This is a genomic window from Rhodospirillales bacterium, assembly GCA_028824295.1.
GTDB lineage: Bacteria > Pseudomonadota > Alphaproteobacteria > TMED109 > TMED109 > VXPW01.
Genome location: JAPPED010000027.1, coordinates 145,703 through 164,412, shown reverse-complemented (window position 1 = coordinate 164,412; position 18,710 = coordinate 145,703). Strand labels below are relative to the sequence as shown.

Annotated in this window: 12 protein-coding genes and 1 pseudogene; 9 read left to right on the top strand and 4 right to left on the bottom strand. The window is 66.6% G+C overall.

Annotated elements, in window-relative coordinates:
• The first annotated feature begins 302 nt into the window (after positions 1-302).
• From OXH60_11880 to OXH60_11865, 4 genes and pseudogenes are all read left to right on the top strand, one after another.
• Positions 303-482: pseudogene (locus OXH60_11880) on the top strand (DNA topoisomerase).
• Between the two features lie 116 nt (positions 483-598).
• On the top strand, positions 599-3,922 hold the full coding sequence (locus OXH60_11875) for a hypothetical protein (GenBank protein ID MDE0712818.1): 3,324 nt from the start codon (positions 599-601) through the stop codon (positions 3,920-3,922).
• 407 nt (positions 3,923-4,329) lie between these two features.
• Positions 4,330-4,569 (top strand): type II toxin-antitoxin system prevent-host-death family antitoxin, encoded by a 240-nt coding sequence (locus OXH60_11870; protein ID MDE0712817.1) that lies wholly within the window; start codon positions 4,330-4,332, stop codon positions 4,567-4,569.
• 377 nt (positions 4,570-4,946) lie between these two features.
• Complete coding sequence (locus OXH60_11865) at positions 4,947-7,121, top strand: hydantoinase/oxoprolinase family protein (protein ID MDE0712816.1); 2,175 nt, start codon at positions 4,947-4,949, stop codon at positions 7,119-7,121.
• 66 nt (positions 7,122-7,187) lie between these two features.
• Here OXH60_11865 and OXH60_11860 read toward each other — a convergent pair whose 3' ends face one another.
• Entirely contained in the window at positions 7,188-7,652 is a 465-nt protein-coding gene (locus OXH60_11860; GenBank protein MDE0712815.1) for a type II toxin-antitoxin system VapC family toxin, read from the bottom strand.
• A complete protein-coding gene (locus OXH60_11855; protein MDE0712814.1) occupies positions 7,649-7,885 on the bottom strand; it encodes a hypothetical protein in 237 nt (78 codons plus the stop codon). Before OXH60_11855 ends, OXH60_11860 begins: the two co-directional genes overlap by 4 nt.
• A 353-nt stretch (positions 7,886-8,238) precedes the next feature.
• Here OXH60_11855 and OXH60_11850 point away from each other — a divergent pair, with 353 nt between their 5' ends.
• Positions 8,239-9,978, top strand: a complete 1,740-nt coding sequence (locus tag OXH60_11850) for a hydantoinase B/oxoprolinase family protein (GenBank protein MDE0712813.1) — start codon at positions 8,239-8,241, stop codon at positions 9,976-9,978.
• Between the two features lie 225 nt (positions 9,979-10,203).
• Here the strand turns inward: OXH60_11850 and OXH60_11845 are convergent, their stop codons facing one another.
• Entirely contained in the window at positions 10,204-10,434 is a 231-nt protein-coding gene (locus tag OXH60_11845; protein MDE0712812.1) for a hypothetical protein, read from the bottom strand.
• A gap of 355 nt (positions 10,435-10,789) precedes the next feature.
• On the opposite strand from OXH60_11845, the gene OXH60_11840 reads away from it, so the two are divergent.
• Positions 10,790-13,444, top strand: coding sequence for an autotransporter domain-containing protein (locus OXH60_11840; GenBank protein ID MDE0712811.1), 2,655 nt, complete (start codon positions 10,790-10,792; stop codon positions 13,442-13,444).
• A gap of 449 nt (positions 13,445-13,893) precedes the next feature.
• Positions 13,894-14,139, top strand: coding sequence for a hypothetical protein (locus OXH60_11835; GenBank protein MDE0712810.1), 246 nt, complete (start codon positions 13,894-13,896; stop codon positions 14,137-14,139).
• Between the two features lie 221 nt (positions 14,140-14,360).
• Here OXH60_11835 and OXH60_11830 read toward each other — a convergent pair whose 3' ends face one another.
• Positions 14,361-15,377, bottom strand: a complete 1,017-nt coding sequence (locus OXH60_11830; GenBank protein ID MDE0712809.1) for a GSU2403 family nucleotidyltransferase fold protein — start codon at positions 15,375-15,377, stop codon at positions 14,361-14,363.
• A 654-nt stretch (positions 15,378-16,031) separates the two neighbouring features.
• Between OXH60_11830 and OXH60_11825 the strand changes: the two genes are divergently transcribed.
• Together OXH60_11825 and OXH60_11820 are read left to right on the top strand one after the other, a co-directional pair.
• On the top strand, positions 16,032-17,339 hold the full coding sequence (locus tag OXH60_11825; GenBank protein MDE0712808.1) for a pitrilysin family protein: 1,308 nt from the start codon (positions 16,032-16,034) through the stop codon (positions 17,337-17,339).
• Positions 17,336-18,661: a pitrilysin family protein gene (locus OXH60_11820; protein ID MDE0712807.1), complete on the top strand. Its 1,326-nt coding sequence runs from the start codon at positions 17,336-17,338 to the stop codon at positions 18,659-18,661. Before OXH60_11825 ends, OXH60_11820 begins: the two co-directional genes overlap by 4 nt.
• Positions 18,662-18,710 lie beyond the last annotated feature (49 nt).

Below are 18,710 nucleotides of genomic sequence, written 5' to 3'. Positions count from 1 at the left end.
CGCGCGGATAGCTTCGCCTTATGGGACCGGGGGTTCTGGCGGACGCGGGCGCCGGAACCCTTCCGAACGGGGCTCCGGAAGCGGCGGCCGGCCGCCCCGCCGCCATGGCCCGGTCGGCATGCAGATTCACCGGATCGGCATTTTCCATGACGCCTCCGAGCCGTTAATGGAGGGAGTCTTGGACTCAGCAACGCGGCCGCCATGGCGGCCGGGCGGGACATGGACCGGCGTGCGCCTCACCGACCGTAGCCCCGGGCCGCCCTTCCTTCACGGCGGCGTCGATGAGCCTGAGCGCGGCGGCGGCGGAAACGGCCGGGAAGCGCATCCGCGCGGGCATCTTCCGCGTCGCCTCGGTCGAACGGGACGCGGTCCAGCGCGACCCCGTCCCGCCCTTCACCACGACGGCCCTGCAGCAGGAGGCCTCGCGCCGGCTCGGCTTCGGCGTGCGCAAGACCATGTCGGTCGCACAGGGCCTCTACGAGGGCGTCGCGCTCGACGGCGGCAGCCGCTGGCGAAGATGCAGGCTCAGGCCTCGGAGGAACCGCGACAAGAAGTTGCGGCCGACAGCAGCGGCCATCGGGCGCGAGGAAGGCGTGCAGTGAGCGTCTTCCGGTTGGGTCTCTGCGAAGGCGGCGGTCGGCCGCGGGCCCCCCCGGTCGCGGCGGCACTCAGGACGTTTGGTTTCGGCGCCGCGCCCCCCGGCGCCGGACTCGCGCGCGCCCTGCTGGCCCTTTCGGTGCTGCTCGTCACGGCCACCGCCGCCGATGCCCAGACGACGCTTGTCAGCAACGCAGGTGAAAATCGCGACAACTTCGTAGTCGCAGGAGACTCTGCGTCCGGCAGAATCACGCAGGGATTTACTACCGGTAGCAATACTGCGGGTTACGATCTGAGTTCCGTCGGAATCCACATCCACGGGGACACTTCCTCGAGCACTGAAACCATTACGGTTTCGGTTCACAGGTTCGACAGCAGCGAGACCAACAATCTGGGCGATCTGGTGGCTACGCTAAGCACTCCGTCCCCGCTGAACGAAGGAGCCGTGAACGATTTCACGGCACCTTCAAATACCAGATTGCTTCCGAATACCGGATACCTGGTGAATATCGTTAGCGTAGGCAACAGCCCATACGATTTCCAAATAGGGGCGACGTTAAGCGGCGCTGAGACGGGAGCCGAAGGATGGCTTATCGAAAATGCCTTCAGGCTCAATGGAAGTTTAAACTTTCCTTCCTATTCCATCATGATGAACGTCAAGGGCAGCAACCGGATACCGCCGCTCATCCCGACGCTGGAATCCGCCGAAGCCTTGTTCGTCAATGGCGCCCTGCGATACCGGTTCGACCTCAAGCTGTCCGAAGGCGTGCGCATCCCGTACCGGGAGATGCGCGATCATGCCTTCAGCGTGACCAACGGGCGCATGGACGGGGCGGTGCGCATTCACAAGGAGCGCACGGGGGGCAATCTCTACAGCAATCACTGGCGCATGAGAGTAGCGCCGGTCGACGAGACGAAGCCCGTCACCGTCACGCTGCGCGGCAACCGGCCCTGCAACGAGCAGGGCGCCCTGTGCACCGGGAGCGGGGGCCGGCTCGACGGCTCGCCTGCGCTGACCCTGAGCACCGATTCGAACCCGCCCGACCTCGGCAGCCTGCCGAGCCTCTCGATCGCCGACACCAGCGGTACCGAGGACTCCGCCAACCTCGCCTTCGACGTCAGCCTGTCGAAGGCCGTGAGCGCGACCATCGCGGTCGACTTCCGGACCGTTTCGGGCGGCACCGCCACCGCGAACGCCGACTACCGGGAGGCGAGCTACCGGATCCTCTTCTCGGCAGGGGAGACGGTGCGACCGGGTTCGGTTGCGCTGATGGAGGATGCCGCTGCCGATGACGGCGAGACGGTGAACGTCGAGATCGCCAATGCGCGGGTGATCACGCCCCGGGGGGTCGAGTTCGGCCCGCTGTCGATCACCACGGGGCAGGCGACAGGGACGATCGACGCGCCCGCGAGCAGCACGACCCCGTTGCCGGACGTGGACATGCGGATTGAGAACACTAGGGGGAGTGAGAGAGGCGGCTGGCTGCACTTCACCGTCAAGCTCTCGCGGGCGCTGGACGAGTATGTCTGCTACGACTTCGAGACCCTCGACACCGGCTCGGCGACCGAGGGGGTCGACTACTTGCAGCGTCCGAAGTCGACGCTGTGGCAGCCGCCCGGGGTCACCGAGTGGACCGAATTCGTCCGCATCCTCGACGACTCGATCGACGACGGCGGGGAGACGGTGAGGGTCAGGATCAGCGACGCGGAACTGTGCGACGACGCGTCGAGGACCATCACCATCAACCGGGGGGAGGCGACGGGCACCATCGTCAACGACGACCCGATGCCGGCTGCGTGGCTCGCGCGCTTTGGGCGCACGGTTGCAGACCAGGTGATCGGTGCGGTGGCGGGCCGGATGGAGGCGGCACGGGCTCCCGGCATGGAACTCACCCTCGCCGGCCAGCGGGTCGGCGCGTCCGGGGCACTGGAAGAGCGCGAGACCGAGGCCGGCCTCGAGACGCTGGCGGAGTGGCTGCGCGGCGCGGACGAGGAGACCGAGGCCTCTGCCTTGACGTCCCGCGCGGTGAGCGGGCGCGAGCTGCTGAGCAGCTTCTCCTTTGCGCTGACCGAGGGCACGGCGGAGAGCGGGTTCGGCGCGCTGTGGGGCGGTGGGGCGCTCACGCGCTTCGACGGGCGCGAGGGGGATCTCACGCTCGAAGGCGAGGTGGCGAGCGCGATGCTGGGTGCGGACGTCACGCGGGGCCGGGGGACCGCCGGCCTGGTGGTGGCGCACTCGCTCGGCGAGGGGGACTACCGGAGCCCGGCCGGCGGCGGCGCGGTGGAAACAACGCTGACGGGTCTCTACCCCTGGGGGCGCTACGCGGCGAGCGAGCGGCTGTCGCTGTGGGGTATCGCCGGCTACGGTGCGGGGACGCTGACGCTGACGCCTGCGGACCAGGCGCCGATCGAGACCGACATGGACCTCATGATGGCGGCGCTGGGCGGGCGCGGGGTCGTTGCCAAGGCGCCGGCCGAGGGCGGTCTGGAGCTCAGCGTGACGTCGGATGCGCTGGTCGTGCGCACGACGTCCGACGAGGTGCGCGGGAGCGGCGGCAGCCTTGCGTCGTCGGAGGCGGACGTGACGCGGCTGCGGCTGGGCCTCGAAGGGACGTGGCGCGGCCTCGGGACGCTGGTGCCGACGCTGGAGGTGGGCGTGCGCCATGACGGGGGCGACGCGGAGACCGGGTTCGGGGCGGATATCGGGGCGAGGCTCCTGTGGGCCGATCCCTCGCTCGGGATGCGGGCGGAGGTTGCGGCGCGGGGCCTGCTGACGCACGAGGACGGGGGCCTGAGCGAGCGGGGCTTTGCGGGCTCGCTGGCCTGGGACCCGTCGCCCGACAGTGACCGGGGCCTGGAGCTGACGCTGCGCCAGGCGGTCGGGTCGGAGGCGACGGGCGGCATGGACGCGCTGCTGCGCCCGGAGACGGCGCGCGCGCTGGCCGCGGCGCACGACGACGGGTCGGACCGGCGCCGTCTCGAGGCGCGTGTCGGCTATGGCGTCGCCCTGTTCGGCGGGAGCTGGACGGGGGTGCCGGAATTCGGTCTGGGGCTCACGGAGACGGGCCGCGAGTACATCCACGCCTGGCGTCTGCAGGAGGCGCGCGATGCGGGTCTGGTGTTCGGGCTCGACGTCGAGGGGGTTCGGAATGAGAAGCCGGACGGGAATGCGGCGCCCGAGCACCGGTTCGGTCTCGGTCTCGGCTGGGAGGTGGTCGGTGCGCGGCGCGAAAACCTGGCGCTGCGCCTGGAAGTCTCGCGGCTGCTGCCGGCCAACGACAACCCCGAGAGCCGCATCGGAGTCAGAGCCACCGCGCGATGGTAAATGGCAGGCAGGGCCCGGCAATGGACAGCCGGGGCACCCGCTTGTCAGGCGGGCCGCGAATGGAAAGGTCATCGTCGGGCTTGCAGCCTGAAATGACCTTGGGGGCGCTTGAGCGCGAGTTCGGATCGATGCGACTACGCCGATCAAGATCGGTCACTTCGGGTGGACAGGCTGCGGCTCTGGCGAAAACCTCTCGATATGTCAGACGTTTGCAGCGCTTCAGACCGGAACTGTGATCGAATGTCGGTCTCGGGGGCTGCAGGCCCCCGATAACGGTATTTCCAACGGCACGCCGTCGCGCGCGGATGACCTGCCGAGCGGATGCTGATCTTCGTCCGCTTTCGGAATAGTGACTGTCGTTCCGACCCCAAATTGATAAGACATGACGAGTCAGCAAAACTGGTCATATGGAAACGACCAAAGCTTCCGACTTCAAGGCCCGCTGCCTGGCTGTCCTTGATCGCGTCTCCGCGACGGGAAAATCCGCGGTCATTTTGAAACACGGTCGGCCGGTGGCGGAACTGCGCCCGGTGCGTAGCGTCGACGTCGGGCGGCCACAGTCGAGACTGGTTGGGACGGTTACCGTGGTTAGGGACATCGTGGGGCCCGTGGTGGCGGAAGGGGAGTGGGAAGCGTTGAGGTTGTGAGAGCCCTGCTTGACCTGCACGTGCTGATCAGGTGGCGCAGCGATTGCCAACGGCTGTCGTCGGCTCAGCAGCGAGCCCCGAGGCGCCTCTCGTACTGTGGGATATATCGCTCCGTGAAGTGGTGCACCTGTATGGCAGTGGCCGACATCGGCTGGCCATTCCCAAGGATGAACCACGAGGATTTCAGGGTGCCGGCACCAACCGTTGCTGCTCGCGACGCTCCAGCTACCTATGCCGTGGGAGTGTCACAACATTGCGCTTGACTGGCTACATCCCGCCGCTGCGGCCCGGCGACCCGGAACTGGATATGCCAATCGGCGCGAGGAAGCTGAGCCCGAGGAACGCGGAGCGCACGAAGGTCTGGCTGTGGCAAGCTTGTGACTGAAACAGCACCCCGTTGCCGAATCGCCGTTGATGTCGGCGGCACCTTCACGGACGTGGCGCTTGCGCTCGCCGGGGGCGAAATCGTCACCGCCAAGGTGCTGACCACCCCGGACGTCCCGGAAGAGGGCGTGGTCGCGGCCGTCCGTCAGGCCGTCGCCGAAGCAGGCGTGGAGCCGGCCGCGGTCGGCCTAGTCATTCACGGTACCACGCTCGCCACCAACGCCCTGATCGAACGGACCGGCGCGAGGACGGCGCTGATCGTGACCGAAGGCTTCCGGGACTCGGTCGAGATGGCGCTCGAGAACCGCTTCGAGCAGTACGATATTTCCATCGACCGGCCGGCCCCGCTCGTGCCCCGCCACCTGCGCTGGCCGGTCACCGAGCGGATGAATCACGCGGGCCACGTTCTGGTTCCCCTGGACGAGCAGTCCGTGCACGCCCTCTTGCCCCGGTTCGAGCGCCACGCGATCGAGGCGGTCGCCGTCGGGCTGCTCCACGCCTATGCGAATCCCTCCCACGAGCGGCGGGTCGGAGCGATTCTCCGCGAGGCCCTGCCGGACCTCCGCGTCACGCTCTCGAGCGAGGTGTGCCCCGAGATCCGCGAGTACGAGCGCCAGTCGACGGCCTGTGCCAACGCGTACGTGCAGCCGCGAATGTCCAGCTACCTCGGGCGCCTCGACACTGCCCTTCGCGGTCTCGGCCTCGAGTGCCCGCTGCTGCTCATGACATCGGGCGGCGGGCTCACCACCCTCGAGATCGCGTCGCGTTTTCCGATCCGGCTGGTCGAGTCCGGTCCGGCGGGCGGTGCGATCCTCGCCGCCGAGATCGCGCGCGAGTGCGACTGCGAGAACGCGCTGTCCTTCGACATGGGCGGGACGACCGCCAAGCTGGCCCTCATCGACGGGTTCGAGCCGCAGACGACCCGCACGTTCGAGGTTGCCCGCGCCTACCGCAACCTGAAGGGCAGCGGCCTGCCGGTTCGCATTCCCGCCATCGAAATGGTGGAGATCGGTGCGGGCGGCGGCTCCATCGCGGGAGTCGACGCGATGGGCCGGCTGAACGTGGGTCCGGCCAGTGCGGGAGCCGACCCGGGGCCCGCCTGCTACGACCGTGGTGGCGAGCGCCCGACGGTGACTGACGCCGACGTCGTGCTCGGGCGCATCGATCCGGCGGACTTCGCAGGCGGCTCGTTGCAACTGGTCCCGGAGCGGGCGGCCGAGTCGATTCGGGGCGCCGTCGGACGGCCGCTCGAGCTGGCGGACCCGGTCGCGGCGCTGTCGATTTCTGAAGTCGTCGACGAAAACATGGCCAACGCGGCCCGGGTCCATGCCGTCGAATGGGGGAAGGACGTCTCCGCCCGGACGATGATCGCGTTCGGCGGCGCCGCGCCGCTGCATGCGGCGCGCCTCGCCCAGAAGCTCGACGTCGATCGCGTCATCGTGCCGACCGGTGCCGGGGTCGGATCGGCGATCGGCATGCTCCGGGCCGCGGTGTCGTACGAGGTGGTCCGCAGCCGCTACATGCGTCTTACCGAGTTTGATCCCCGGGCGGCCAATGCATTGCTCGAAGAGATGCAGGCGGAGGCGCGAGCGGTGGTGTTGGCGGGGGCCGGAGCGAATGCGGAGCTCGAAGAAACCCGGCACGTCTACATGCGCTATGTGGGGCAGGGACACGAGATTGTGGTACCGCTTGCCAGCCGCCCGCTGGCGGACGCGGACCGTGAGACCCTGGCCGCCGCCTTCGACACGGAATACGCGCGCCTCTTCAGCCGGACTCTCCCCGATCAGGAACGCGAGGTTCTGAGCTGGACGCTCACCGTTACCGCCCGAAGGGATTCCTCGATTACGTCCGCGACGAAAGATGGCGCCCTCCCGTCGCCGACAGCGGTCAGTGTCGGATCGACGGACCTGCAGCCGGCAGGAGGCCAGGGACCGGCGGCGGCCGGCCGACGGCTCTTTGACGCGATCCGCGCCGACTATGTGACGGCGACGACGTATCGCCGCAACGACCTCGTCCGGGATGGTGCAGTCCCCGGCCCGGCGGTCATCGTCGAGGAGCAGACGACCACGGTGGTGCCCGACGGGTTTCAGGTCGTCGTCAACTCCCTCGGCTACCTGATCCTCGAACGGCGTGATCCGCAGGTGGAGCGTCAGCCGGGGGGAAACTGAGCGTTGTGAACCCTTCACGGTCGGACCGGACGCGGCTGGTGGCGAACGCTCCTCGGAGCTTGACCATCAGGATGGATCAGGTCTGTGCAGGCCGGCGCCGCGGGTCACCGCCTCCGCAAGATGCACGATCCTGTCCGCCAAGTACGGATGGATGCGTACCCGATCGTGAAACCGAGTGTCAGCGGTGACGACGGGGTACTGCGATTGAATCGCTAGGGCGAGATAAAAGCAGTCGTAGGCAGGGTGTCCGAGGTCGCTCGCCAGACGGGCTGCAGCAGCGCTCAGCTGGGGCATGGAAACGGGGAGCGTAATCGGAGCTGCCAGCAGGGTGTCCACGGCGTCGGACAGATCCTGGCCGGAAATGTCGCCGCGCTGATGCATCGCCCACAAAGCGTTGACGGACTCCGCGAATACGAGCGACGGGGCGATGAACATCGACCCGCTGGTCAGGAGTGCGTCAGCTTCCTTGGAGTAGACCTCATCGACCAGCCATTTCACGGCCACGCTGGCATCGATCACGTATCCGTTCACGCAGCGCCGTCCCGGTCACGCTCGGCCCGGATGGTGTCGGTGCTGTCGACCGACGAACGCAGGCGCTGCCGCAGGGCTTTCGCCCGTTGGACAAAATGCTCCTCTGTGCCGAACAATGCCTCCCGCAATAGGGCCCGGTGTTCGGCCTCCGCCGAACGGCCATTGGCGGCAGCCTTTCGTTTGAGCGCTCCCACGATTTCCTCACTGATGTTTCGTACGGTCAACTGTGCCATTCAGATTGCCTTCAATAGAGTGCCTGCAATGCTGTCATAAATTTATCCTGAAGTCGCGGTTGTGACTAGGCCAAAGGGCTGCCACCTGTCCCGGATTCGCGCTGCAAGGCGAATCGGTGGGGCCCGTCCTCGTCCGTCGACGTGGCTCTCGCCGGCCTTTCGGAGTATTCGAAGCTCGAATGCGGCAGGCAGGCGATCGCTGGCGCGAAGGCCCGAGGTGTGAAGCGCGCGGCACCAGGTCGGAATGGGGTGCGGCCAAGCTCTGCCAGGCGACTGGATGCGGTACTCTGATGGCCAGCCTAGGGTCAAGAAGGGCCGGCCAGCATCGATCGTCTCAGGCCGGAGGAGTGAACATGGGCAACGGGACCACGCTCGACCGGATTCGGATGCAGATCCAGTGGAACCGGCTCCTTTCGGTGGTCGAGGAGCAGGCCCAGGCCCTGGTCCGCACTGCCTTCAGCACGTCCGCGCGCGAAGCGGGCGACATCTCCGCCGGGGCCTTCGACACGTTTGGCCGCATGCTGGCGCAGGCGGTCACCGGCACTCCCGGGCACGTGAACGCCATGGCCGCGTCGGTGAAGAGTTTCCTGGCGAAGTACCCGCTCGACATGATGGAGGAAGGGGACGTCTTCCTCACCAATGATCCATGGCTCGGCACCGGGCACCTCAACGACTTCACGGCGGTGACCCCGACGTTCCGGGGCGGGCGCATTGTGGCCCTGTTTGCCGCCACCACCCACGTGGCCGACATCGGCGGTCGCGGCTTCGGGCCGGACGGCCGCCAGGTCTATGAAGAGGGCCTCAACATCCCGATCCTGCCGCTCGCGAAGCGCGGCGAGTTCAATGCACTCGTGCTGGAGATTGTGCGCGCGAACGTCCGCAATCCGGTCGAGGTTGAAGGCGATCTCTATTCGCTTGCGGCCTGCAACGAAGTCGGCGGACGCCGTCTCGTGGGCATGATGGACGAGTTCGATCTTGACGATCTGGAAGACCTGTCCCGGTACATCATCGACACGTCGCACGACGGCATGCTGACGGAGATTCGCGCCCTTCCGCACGGCACGTACCGCAACGCGATGCGGATCGACGGGTACGAGCGGGAGCTGGACCTCGTCGCGGCGGTCACCATCGACGATACCGGCATGTCGGTCAGCTTCGACGGGACCTCGCCGGTATCAAGCTACGGCATCAACGTGCCGATTACATATACCGAGGCCTACGCGAGCTTCGGGGTGCGTTGCGTGATCGGCTCGCGCATCCCGAACAATGCCGGCTCCCTTGCGGCCATCCGGGTGACCGCTCCTGAGGGGTCCATCCTCAATGCCCCGCCACCGTGCGCGGTGACCGCGCGCCACGTGATCGGACAGATGCTGCCCGACGTCATGCTCGGGTGCCTGGGCCAGGTGATCCCCGACCTGGTGCCGGCGGAAGGCACTTCCTGTCTGTGGAACCCGGTCTTTCTCGGCGGGCACGGCATGACCGGGGACGATCTGCAGAGCGGCCCGACGTTCGCCATGAACACGTTCCACGCCGGAGGGACAGGGGCTCGTCCCGGCAAGGACGGCCTTGACGCGACCGCGTTTCCTTCCGGCGTGCGCAATACGCCGATCGAGGTGAACGAGACGATCGCGCCGCTCTTGTTCTGGCGGAAGGAATACCGCGAGGACTCGGGTGGTGCCGGCATGTACCGCGGCGGTACGGGCCAGATCATGGAAGTCGGCTATGCCGGTGATCGCGCATTTGCGATCAACACGATGTTCGACCGGGTGATTCATCCGCCGCGAGGCCGGAACGGGGGAAAGCCCGGTCAAGTGGGACGGATCTATCTCAAGTCCGGCGCGGCGGAATTCAAGGGAAAGGGTCGGCAGACGATCCCTCGCGGCGAGCACCTCGTGCTCGAGATGCCGGGTGGCGGCGGCCTCGGCGATCCGCTTGATCGCGACCCGGAGCGGGTGGCTGAGGACGTGCGGAACGGGTTCGTTTCGGTTGAACGTGCGCGGGCAGATTATGGCGTGGTCCTGGATCCCCGCCGCCGGCTCGATCGCGTCCGCACGCAGAGCGAGCGCGACGCCCGGCGAGGCACGGACCACTGACGCCGACCATTCGGTATCCGCTGACCCGCACGTTTGTGGAGATACTTGGGCGCTTGAGCATGCGAGCGGGGCCCAAGGATGGGACAACCGGATTCCGGCGGCTTCCGCCGGGCGACCCGCAGGGGAGTCAGTTCGCTTGCGGGTTTCTCCAGGGGGCATGGCCACTTTCCGGATGCCGGTGACCCGACGTGCCAGCCAAGCTTCCACCACTACAGCAGTTTCCGTTCAGGTTGAGCCATAGCCGGCGTGGCGGAAGTAGCCGGCGCACTCGTCAGGCTCGAATCTTTCGTGCAGCGCACCGATGGCCGCCCACAGGATGCCGACGGAGCGGGCGGCCGTCTGGTGCAGCGACGTTTCGGGATCGGCGAACTGCTGCGCGCTCGAGTTGAGGTTGACCGCGGGCCCATGCTGGAAGTGGGCGCGAATGCGGCGATTTCGATCGTCAGATTTCGTCAATGCCTGACATCGGTATGATCAATTGGCTTCGCGGGCTCGGTGGCAATCCGTCTGTGCGGCAACGTCCGCAGCGGGGCAATCGGCGGGAGGGCGGTCGGCCATGAGACTGACCAGAGGCGAAATTGGTTTCGGGTGCAAGCACGCACGCCGGCAGAACGCGCGCGGAATTCGGTTGATCGGGTGGCGTGCACGGATCGTCAACGGGATCCGAAGCCGGGGTCTCCGCCCGGACCTGCCTCGTCCTCGTTGCCCGGCCGCAGGCTCCTTTTGAAGAGGGTAGTAAGCAATCATGACGCACGTTCCTGACGATTCGACAGTCTGCCGGACCTCATTGGAAGGTCCCGGCGCCCCCATCATGGGAGCACGATGGTCGGCGACCTTAGTTCGTCGAGGCTCCTCCTGGGGAGGGCTCATCGGAACCGGCGCCCGAGCGCTGCCTGCGGCGGCCTTGACGCTCGTGGCGTTTGGCCTGCTCGTGCTGGCCGGCGTCACGTCCAGCGCACAGACGGCCCTGGCGCAGGAAGGCTGTCCGCTCACGCCCGGTGTCACGCCTCCCCCGGATCCGTCCGTGACCGCGCAAGAGGTGGAAAATCGCAGCGCCACCCTGATGGACTTCGCGCTAGCGGTGAGGGCACAGTTCAAGGGCCAGGGCTCGGAAACCGCGTCAGGGGAACAGCTGGCGTACGCAGGATGCCGGCTTCGGCTCGAAGACGGCCCGTTCCGTTCCGGTTCCACCTACATCGTGACCCTGACACCTGATGGCCGCGTGTTTCTTCATTCCAAGGATATGTCCCTGTCAGCCAGAAGGCTGAAGCCCGCGGTTTACGACGGGATTCTCTCTGCGCTCGGTATTCCCCGGGGGGACCGCGCGCCGTCCGCGCTGCTCCAGCAGTTGGGACGCGAACCGGATGCCGCGTTCGACCTGACCGTCCCTGTGCCGGGCGTTCGGCCGGGCATCCCAGGGGCACGCGGCTATGCCGCCGCCTATGTCTCGGCCAATACGGAGCAGCCGAGGTTGCTGCTCGCCGGGTTCGATCTCGACGCCTCGCACTTGCGGGACGAAGCCATCGATTACGGCGACCCGGCGATCACCGCGAGCGAGGTCGTGGACCGCGCGACCCTGAAGCAGTTCGTCACGGAAGCACTGCGATTCCTTGGTAGAGCCTTGAGCGGCGCGCAGACCACGGCGGAATCCAGAGCGGCTTTTGCAGAGGCCAGGCTTGCGCTCCGAGATCCGAACGGGCCATGGCGGCATGGCTCGGTCTATCTCTATCTGTTGGACCGAACCAGCAACATCATCGTGGTTCATGGAGCGTTTCCGGACCGGTTCGAGCTCCGGCCTCTGGTGGCGACCGTCCGTGACGTGGTGACCGGCGAGCTTGTCCTCGAGCAGGTCCTCGAGGCCGCGAGCAGCAGCCCGGAAGGCGGATTCGTGGAGTACTACTTCGACGATCCCTCGGACGACACCGACAGCGCCGATATCCCCAAGCTGGGTTACGCAAGGGAGTTCACCAGAACGACCACTGCAGGCGACGGGACCGAAATCAACACCCGTCTCGTTATCGGCTCGGGCGTCTACCTGAGAGGGCCGGAGACGGCCGCCGCCGACCAGAACGCAGTGGTCGAAGCCATCCTGCCTCAGATGATGCGCGCCATGACCGCGAGCACGGTGGATGCTGTGTCCAGCCGCATCGAGCAGGCGCATTCCGAGACCCCGCCGGGCCGGGAACTCAGCCTTGTCGGTACCACCTCGCTGCCCGACGCCCTGCTGGCCAACCGGCACGCGCTGGAGGGCGGAAGCTTCGATCTCGGTCAGCTGCTTGCCGGCTCGTCCTTCACCCTGGCGCTCGACGCGGCGGACACGGGGAGGAGCGGCCTGATCGGGAATCTGACGCTCTGGGGAAGCGGCGACTACCGCAACTTCTCCGGCGGCAGCCAGGATGCGCTGACCTACGACGGCGACGTGACGAGCGCCAACCTCGGGGTCGATGCCAAGCTCGGCCCCGACGTGTTGGCCGGGGTGTCGGTGGCACGGGCGCGCGGGACCGCGGACTACTCGTCGGACTCCAATGCTGTCTCGGGCGAACTCACGACGACCGTTACGAGCATCAACCCCTACGTGGGTTGGCAAGCACCGAGCGGCATGAACCTGTGGGCAACGGTCGGCTTTGGCTCAGGGGAGGTCGAGGTCGACGACTCAGCGGGTACGCAAGCGAGCGATCTCACCCAGCAGATGGCGGCGGCAGGCGTCAGCGGGCCGCTGATGGCCAGCGATCAGCTGATCGCCGGCGGCACGACGAGCCTGAGGCTAAAAGGTGAAACCGCCCACACACGCGCGGAGCTCGATGGATCCGAGACCTTGGAGAGCATGACGTTGAATGCCAGCCGGCACCGGCTGATGCTCGAAGGCTCCCATGTTCAGGATCTTGCCTCTGGGGCCACGTTCACACCGTCGATCGAGATCGGCGTGCGAAGTGACGGTGGGGACGGCGAGACGGGCACCAGTGTCGAAGCCGGTGGTGGGCTGCGCTATGCCGACCAGGCAACCGGGCTGATCGTCGAGACCCGGGCCCGGACCCTGCTGACGCATAGCGGCGACTATGAGGAGTGGGGCGTGAGCGGGCTGATCCGATTCGATCCGGGTACGGCCGGCCAGGGGCTCTCGCTCAGCGTCCGGCCTGCGTGGGGTCACACTGCCAGCAGCGTGCAGCGGCTGTGGGGGACGGACATGACCGTGGGCACGACATCGACCGACCAGGGGCACGGGCGGCTGGACGCGCGCGTGGGCTACGGAATGGTGTTGTCTGGCGGGCACTTCCTGGGGACACCGGAAGCGGGGCTCGGGCTTTCCGAGGTCGGCCACGAATGGCGATTGGGTTGGAGGCTGGCGCTGGCCGGGAGCAAGCCCGTCTCCTTTAACCTCGGCCTCGAGGCGACACGTTGGGAGCCCGCAAATGCCACAACGGCGCCGGAGAACCGGGTTGGGCTAAGCGCGACCTTGCTCTGGTAGGGAAGGGGAATCGGCACGCGGGCTTCGCCTCGGGTGAGGCCCGCGCTAGCTGCAGGGTGCCTGTACTATTCCTCGCTGCGTGCCAGGGTGGTTGCGGGAAGTACGCGTCCACGGGGGCCATCCGCTTCAGGATGCCCGGTACACAAGGTCTCCGCGGCCTTGAGTTCGAGAGCTGGGTTGTTGGGCGGCCTTGCCGCGTCGACGGGGAATGTCAGGTTTGCACTGCTCATGGCCGTCCCCGTTGTCTTTGCCCGGGACCTGTATTTCTGCCCTACCGACCACGGTTCTACCTGAACAGGGTCGGCTCTAGACTCGCGATTTCGCTTCAACCCGGTTCCTGAGGTAGTGATCAGGTGAGTTCCTTTTATTTCACACCGTGGCGCCGGCAGAGCGCACGCCGAAGAGCTCGAAACGCGAACGGTGACGGCACGGCGACAAAGGAATTGATCATGTCGGCGCAGACGGTGGAAGAGGCAGAACTGATTTTCGAAATCTTCAAGAACACGCCCGCCAAATCGAAGGTGTTGCTGCCGCAAGCAGCCATGGCAAAGGTGTATCGATGGGCAGGCATGTGGGACCGGATGCTTCAGTTGACCGAGGAACTGGGGGATCCCGATCACCCGGCCGCCGAACGCGATGAGGCCACATCGTTTCTCGAGAGCGACGACTCGAAGCCGGCGTCCAGCAAGCGATAGAGCCGACGGCAAGTCTCGCGATGTCGGACGCGGGGCGATCGAACACCAGGTGTTTGCCCGGTGGCGCGAATCGGGTGCAGGCGATGTCCAGGCCGAAGGGGGCGGCCGTCATCGGTCGAGAAGCGAACGTGATGACCGGCTTGTGAACACGATCGAATGATGGAGCAGGCCTGCGGGTTGACCACAATTCGGGCTGAAGGGGCCGAGACCGCTTCCCGGCATCACGAGCCCGGTCGAATCAGTTCGGCCAACAGCGGCTTTTGACGAAGGGATTTCCCGATCGCATCCCGCAACTTGGGGCCTGCGGCCATCGCGCGTTCAAAGGCTTCTTCGAGCGCATGAGGTCGGTCTTCCGCGAGAATCCGGATCAGCAGTTCGGCCTGCGCAAGGTCCTTCCTGGCCTTCGCTTCCGAGCCGGTCGACCGGCGTTGAGCGACGATCAGCTTGTGGATGGCGTATCGCTCCGGCTGCGGAATTTGAACGAGAATGCCGCTTCGATAGAGGGCTACCGCCGGGATGGGTTCAGCGATCAGAAAGTTCAGGAAGCTGAGCGTTTGGGCGTAGACGCCCAGAGGTTTCAACATGAGGACACCGTCAGTCTCGCGCATTCTTGGCGCAAGGAAATCCACCATGGTTCCGCCTCCGGGCATTGCCCATCGGGTGGGCCGGTTTCTCCGGTCGAGGCCTGGGGCCGGGGACAGTTTCAGATCCCTGAAGGTATCGGCCAGCGATGGGCTGACTTGGTCGTGAATGACGAGTTTGAGGCCCTCGAAGGCGGCAATGTCGACGTCTTCGGTCACTGCGAGCGTATCGGCCAGGCTCACGCCTAGCTCGGCGCTGTACAGGCGAAAGGCGTGTGTTCCGACCAGCGTGCCGCCGAGCCGGAACGTGCCGACCTGCGCCATGGCGTTGAGGACCTTGCCGGTTTGGCGATCCAGAGCCGGAAGCCCTGCGGCACGCAGCTGCGCAACCAGTCGGGCATTTCGCTTTGCCAGTGTTCGTTGATCCTCGCGCTGCTCCTCGGCGGCTTTGATACGTTGCCGGAGTTCAGGTGTATCCCGTCCGATATAGCGGTCGACCACGCGGTCACCGATCCGTTGGCGGGCATACCAATAGCTCCCGTGGGTACCTTGGTGCTTCAGCAAGGGCGTTCCGCCGATTGCAGAAACTGCCCGCATTTTGTGTGCTTCGAGCAGGTCCTGATAGGTGGTCTGGACCGCGAGAGGAAAGGTGTTCATTCTGCCCTACGATTGTGACTACTGTTGGGTATAGCAGGCTTACCCTACGCTGGCAAGAATCGTAGGGCAGGCCGGTGGGTGACGGTGCAAGCTCCGGCTGCCCTTCGCCGGAATGCAGCCGTTGCGGACGCGGCTACAGGCCGGTCACCGGCCGACCGATTGCCGGGAGTGCTCCGGAAAGCCGGTCGGGTTGCGGATGACCGCGAATCTGCGAGTGCCAACGATCCGTCGGCGCTGGGCCTGTGCTCGTCGGTCCAACGCGACTCCATCGACGTGGTCGCAGCAGTCTGGGAGAGCCCGCCACCAGCTCGGCGGAGGACCGCAGGCTACCGGGAACTTCGACGAATTTGACAATCGCGTATCAGCTAACAATTTATGTGTCTTTCTGGCCGCGGCGCCTCGCGCTTGCCATGCGCTACGCTCCCACGCCAGCAGGGTCAGCCGTCGCGGGTTTCTCCGCATCGGCGGCAGTCCCGGTCCGGCGGTCGGGCCGCGGCCCTCGACAGTTCGAATGGAAGCCATCCCAATGAGAGCAGCAACGTGATTCCCCGCGCAAGCAGCGCGACGTGGCGCCGCAGATTGCTGCGGCTGCCGACATCAAGGGGTCCGACGTCCTTGTGGCGGCGACTGGCAGCGATCCTGCGATCTGTTCCCATGGTCGGGTTCTGCCTCTGTGTTCTGACGCCGCCTGCAGCTGCCGGTCTGGGGGCCGAAACGTTCACCCTGGCGAACGGCATGCGCGTGGTGGCTGTCCCCATGGAACGGCCTGGCGTGGTGCACCACGCGGTGTACTACGCGTTTGGTGCCGCGGACGACCCAAGCGGGCAGTCTGGAATCGCACACTTCATCGAACATCTGATGTTCAATGGAACGGGGACGACCACGGACGGACAGTACAAGCAGATCATCGGGCGCAATGGCGGCAGTACGAACGCCTACACGTCTGCCGATGTCACCGCGTATTACGCGACGATTGCCCGTGACCGCCTGGAGACGGTCATGCGACTCGAGGCTGACCGCATGACAGGGGTTGTCTTCAAGCCCGAGAACTTCGAGGCCGAGCGGCAGGTCATCATCGAGGAGCGCCTGCAGCGAACCGACAATTCTCCTTCCGGGGTGTTCCGCGAGCAACTGATGGCTGCGGCCTGGCAGGCGCACCCGTACGGGCGTCCGCTCATCGGTTGGCGCCACGAGATCGAAGCGCTCACCATGGAGCAGGTGGAAGCGTACTATCGCCGCCACTACGGGCCTGCCAACGCGCTGCTGGTCGTCGCCGGCGACATCGACGCCGAGTCGCTGCGTCCACTGGCGGAACGCACGTTCGGAAAGGTTGCGGCGGGCGGGGAGCCGGTACCACCGAGGCCCAAGGAGCCGCCCCATCGGGCCCGGGTCACCGTCGAGATGGAAGACCCGCGTGTCGCCCGGCCCCGGTGGTCCCGGCAATATCGGGCCGAGAGCTATTTCTCGGGCGCCGCTCGGGAGTCGGCCACTCTCGACGTGCTCGCGGCGGTGTTGGGGGGAGCGTCCGGCCGGTTGCACCGTGCCCTCGTCGTGCGTCGCAAGGTCGCCCTGGCGGCGGGGGCCTACTTCGACGGCGGCAGCCGGGACGGCGGGTTCTTCCTGGTGTACGCGATGCCTGCTGAGGGGACCGACGTTTCCGAGGTCGAGGAAGCGGTGACCGCCGAGCTTCGGCGTGTGGCCGAGGAGGGTGTCGAGGAACGGGAGGTGCAGCGTGCGGCCTACCGGTTTGCCGCCGGTCAGATCTACGCTCGCGACGACGTGTCAACCGTTGCCGAATTCGTCGGGAGCACCCTCATCAAGGGCGGGACCCTGGAGGACATCGACGGGTACATCGAGATGGTGCGTTCAATTTCGGCCGTCGACGTGGCCGGCGCGGCGCGTACGTTGCTGGCCGAGCAGGCGACGGTGACCGGCATTCTCCGCCCGGGAGAAGCCGAGTGAGACACTTCCTGCGAAACTTTGCCGCGGCGGCGCTTGCGACCAGCATCGCACTGCCCGTCTCCAGCGCGTCAGCCACGACCTCGCCGGTTGAAGTGGTCGAGTCGTCGCAGGGCACCGTAGCGTGGCTGCGCCGCGATTCGTCGCTCCCCATCGTGTCCCTGGCGTTCCGGTTCACAGGCGGTGCGGCGCTCGACGCCCCCGGGAAGGAGGGCCTCGCCCAATTCATGGCGGCGCTGCTGGATGAGGGGGCGGGGCCCCATGATGCGGTCGCGTTTCGGGACCGCCTCGATGATCGGGCCATTCGGCTGTCCTTTTCCGCCGGGCGGGACAGTCTGTTCGGCACCCTCCACACGCTTCGAGAAAACGTCGAGGAAGCTGCCACGCTGCTCGGGCACGCGCTGGCCCGCCCGCGCTTCGACGACGAGCCGGTCGCGCGCATCCGCAGCCAGCTGGAAGCGGTTCGCGCGCAGAACGAGACGCGGCCGGGCAGCGTGGGGCGTACCCGCTGGTTTTCCCTGGTTTTCGGTGACGGGCCGTACGGACGTCCCTCTGCCGGTACGCAGGCAAGCCTTGCGGGAATCAACGTGGAAGACCTGCGCGCAGCGGCCAGCGACCGCTTGGTTCGCCGGCGGCTGGTCGTCGGGGTGGCGGGCGACATTGATGGCGAAACGCTTGCCCGCGTGCTCGATCTCGCATTCGGCGACCTCCCGGTCGGCGAGCTCCCGGACGAGGCGCCCGAGATCGGGAACTTCGCCGGGCAGGCCGTGCACGTCCCCATGAACATTCCGCAAACGGAGCTCGTGTTCGGCCTGCCGGGCGTGGCGCGGGACGACGCGGATTTCTTTCCGGCCTTCGTCCTGAACTCAGTACTGGGCGGCGCGACGCCGGGAACGCGGCTCGAACAGGAAGTCCGGATCAAGCGCGGCCTCGCCTACAGCATCTACACCTACCTGGCTGACGCTGAGCGCGCCCCGATCCTGATCGGCGCGACGTCGACGCGCGATGAAGGCGCCGGGGAAACGGTCGCGGTGGTGCGCGACGTGATCCGGCAGACCGCAGCGGGCGGGCTTACCGCGGACGAACTTGCCGATGCCAAGCTCTACATCACCGGTTCATTTCCGCTCGCCCTCGACAGCACGTCCGAGATTGCCGGCTTTCTCGTAGCGATGCAGACTAACGACCTGGGTATTGACTACCTCGACCGCCGCAACGCGTTCGTTGAGGCCGTCACGATCGAGGACGTGCAACGCGTGGCCAAACGTCTGCTGGTCGAGGATGCCATGGTCTGGGTGGCAGTCGGCCGCAGCAATCCGTTCCCGTAGCGGGGACCGGCGTGTGCCGGCGGAGCAGCCAGCGGACGGATCTGTCAGG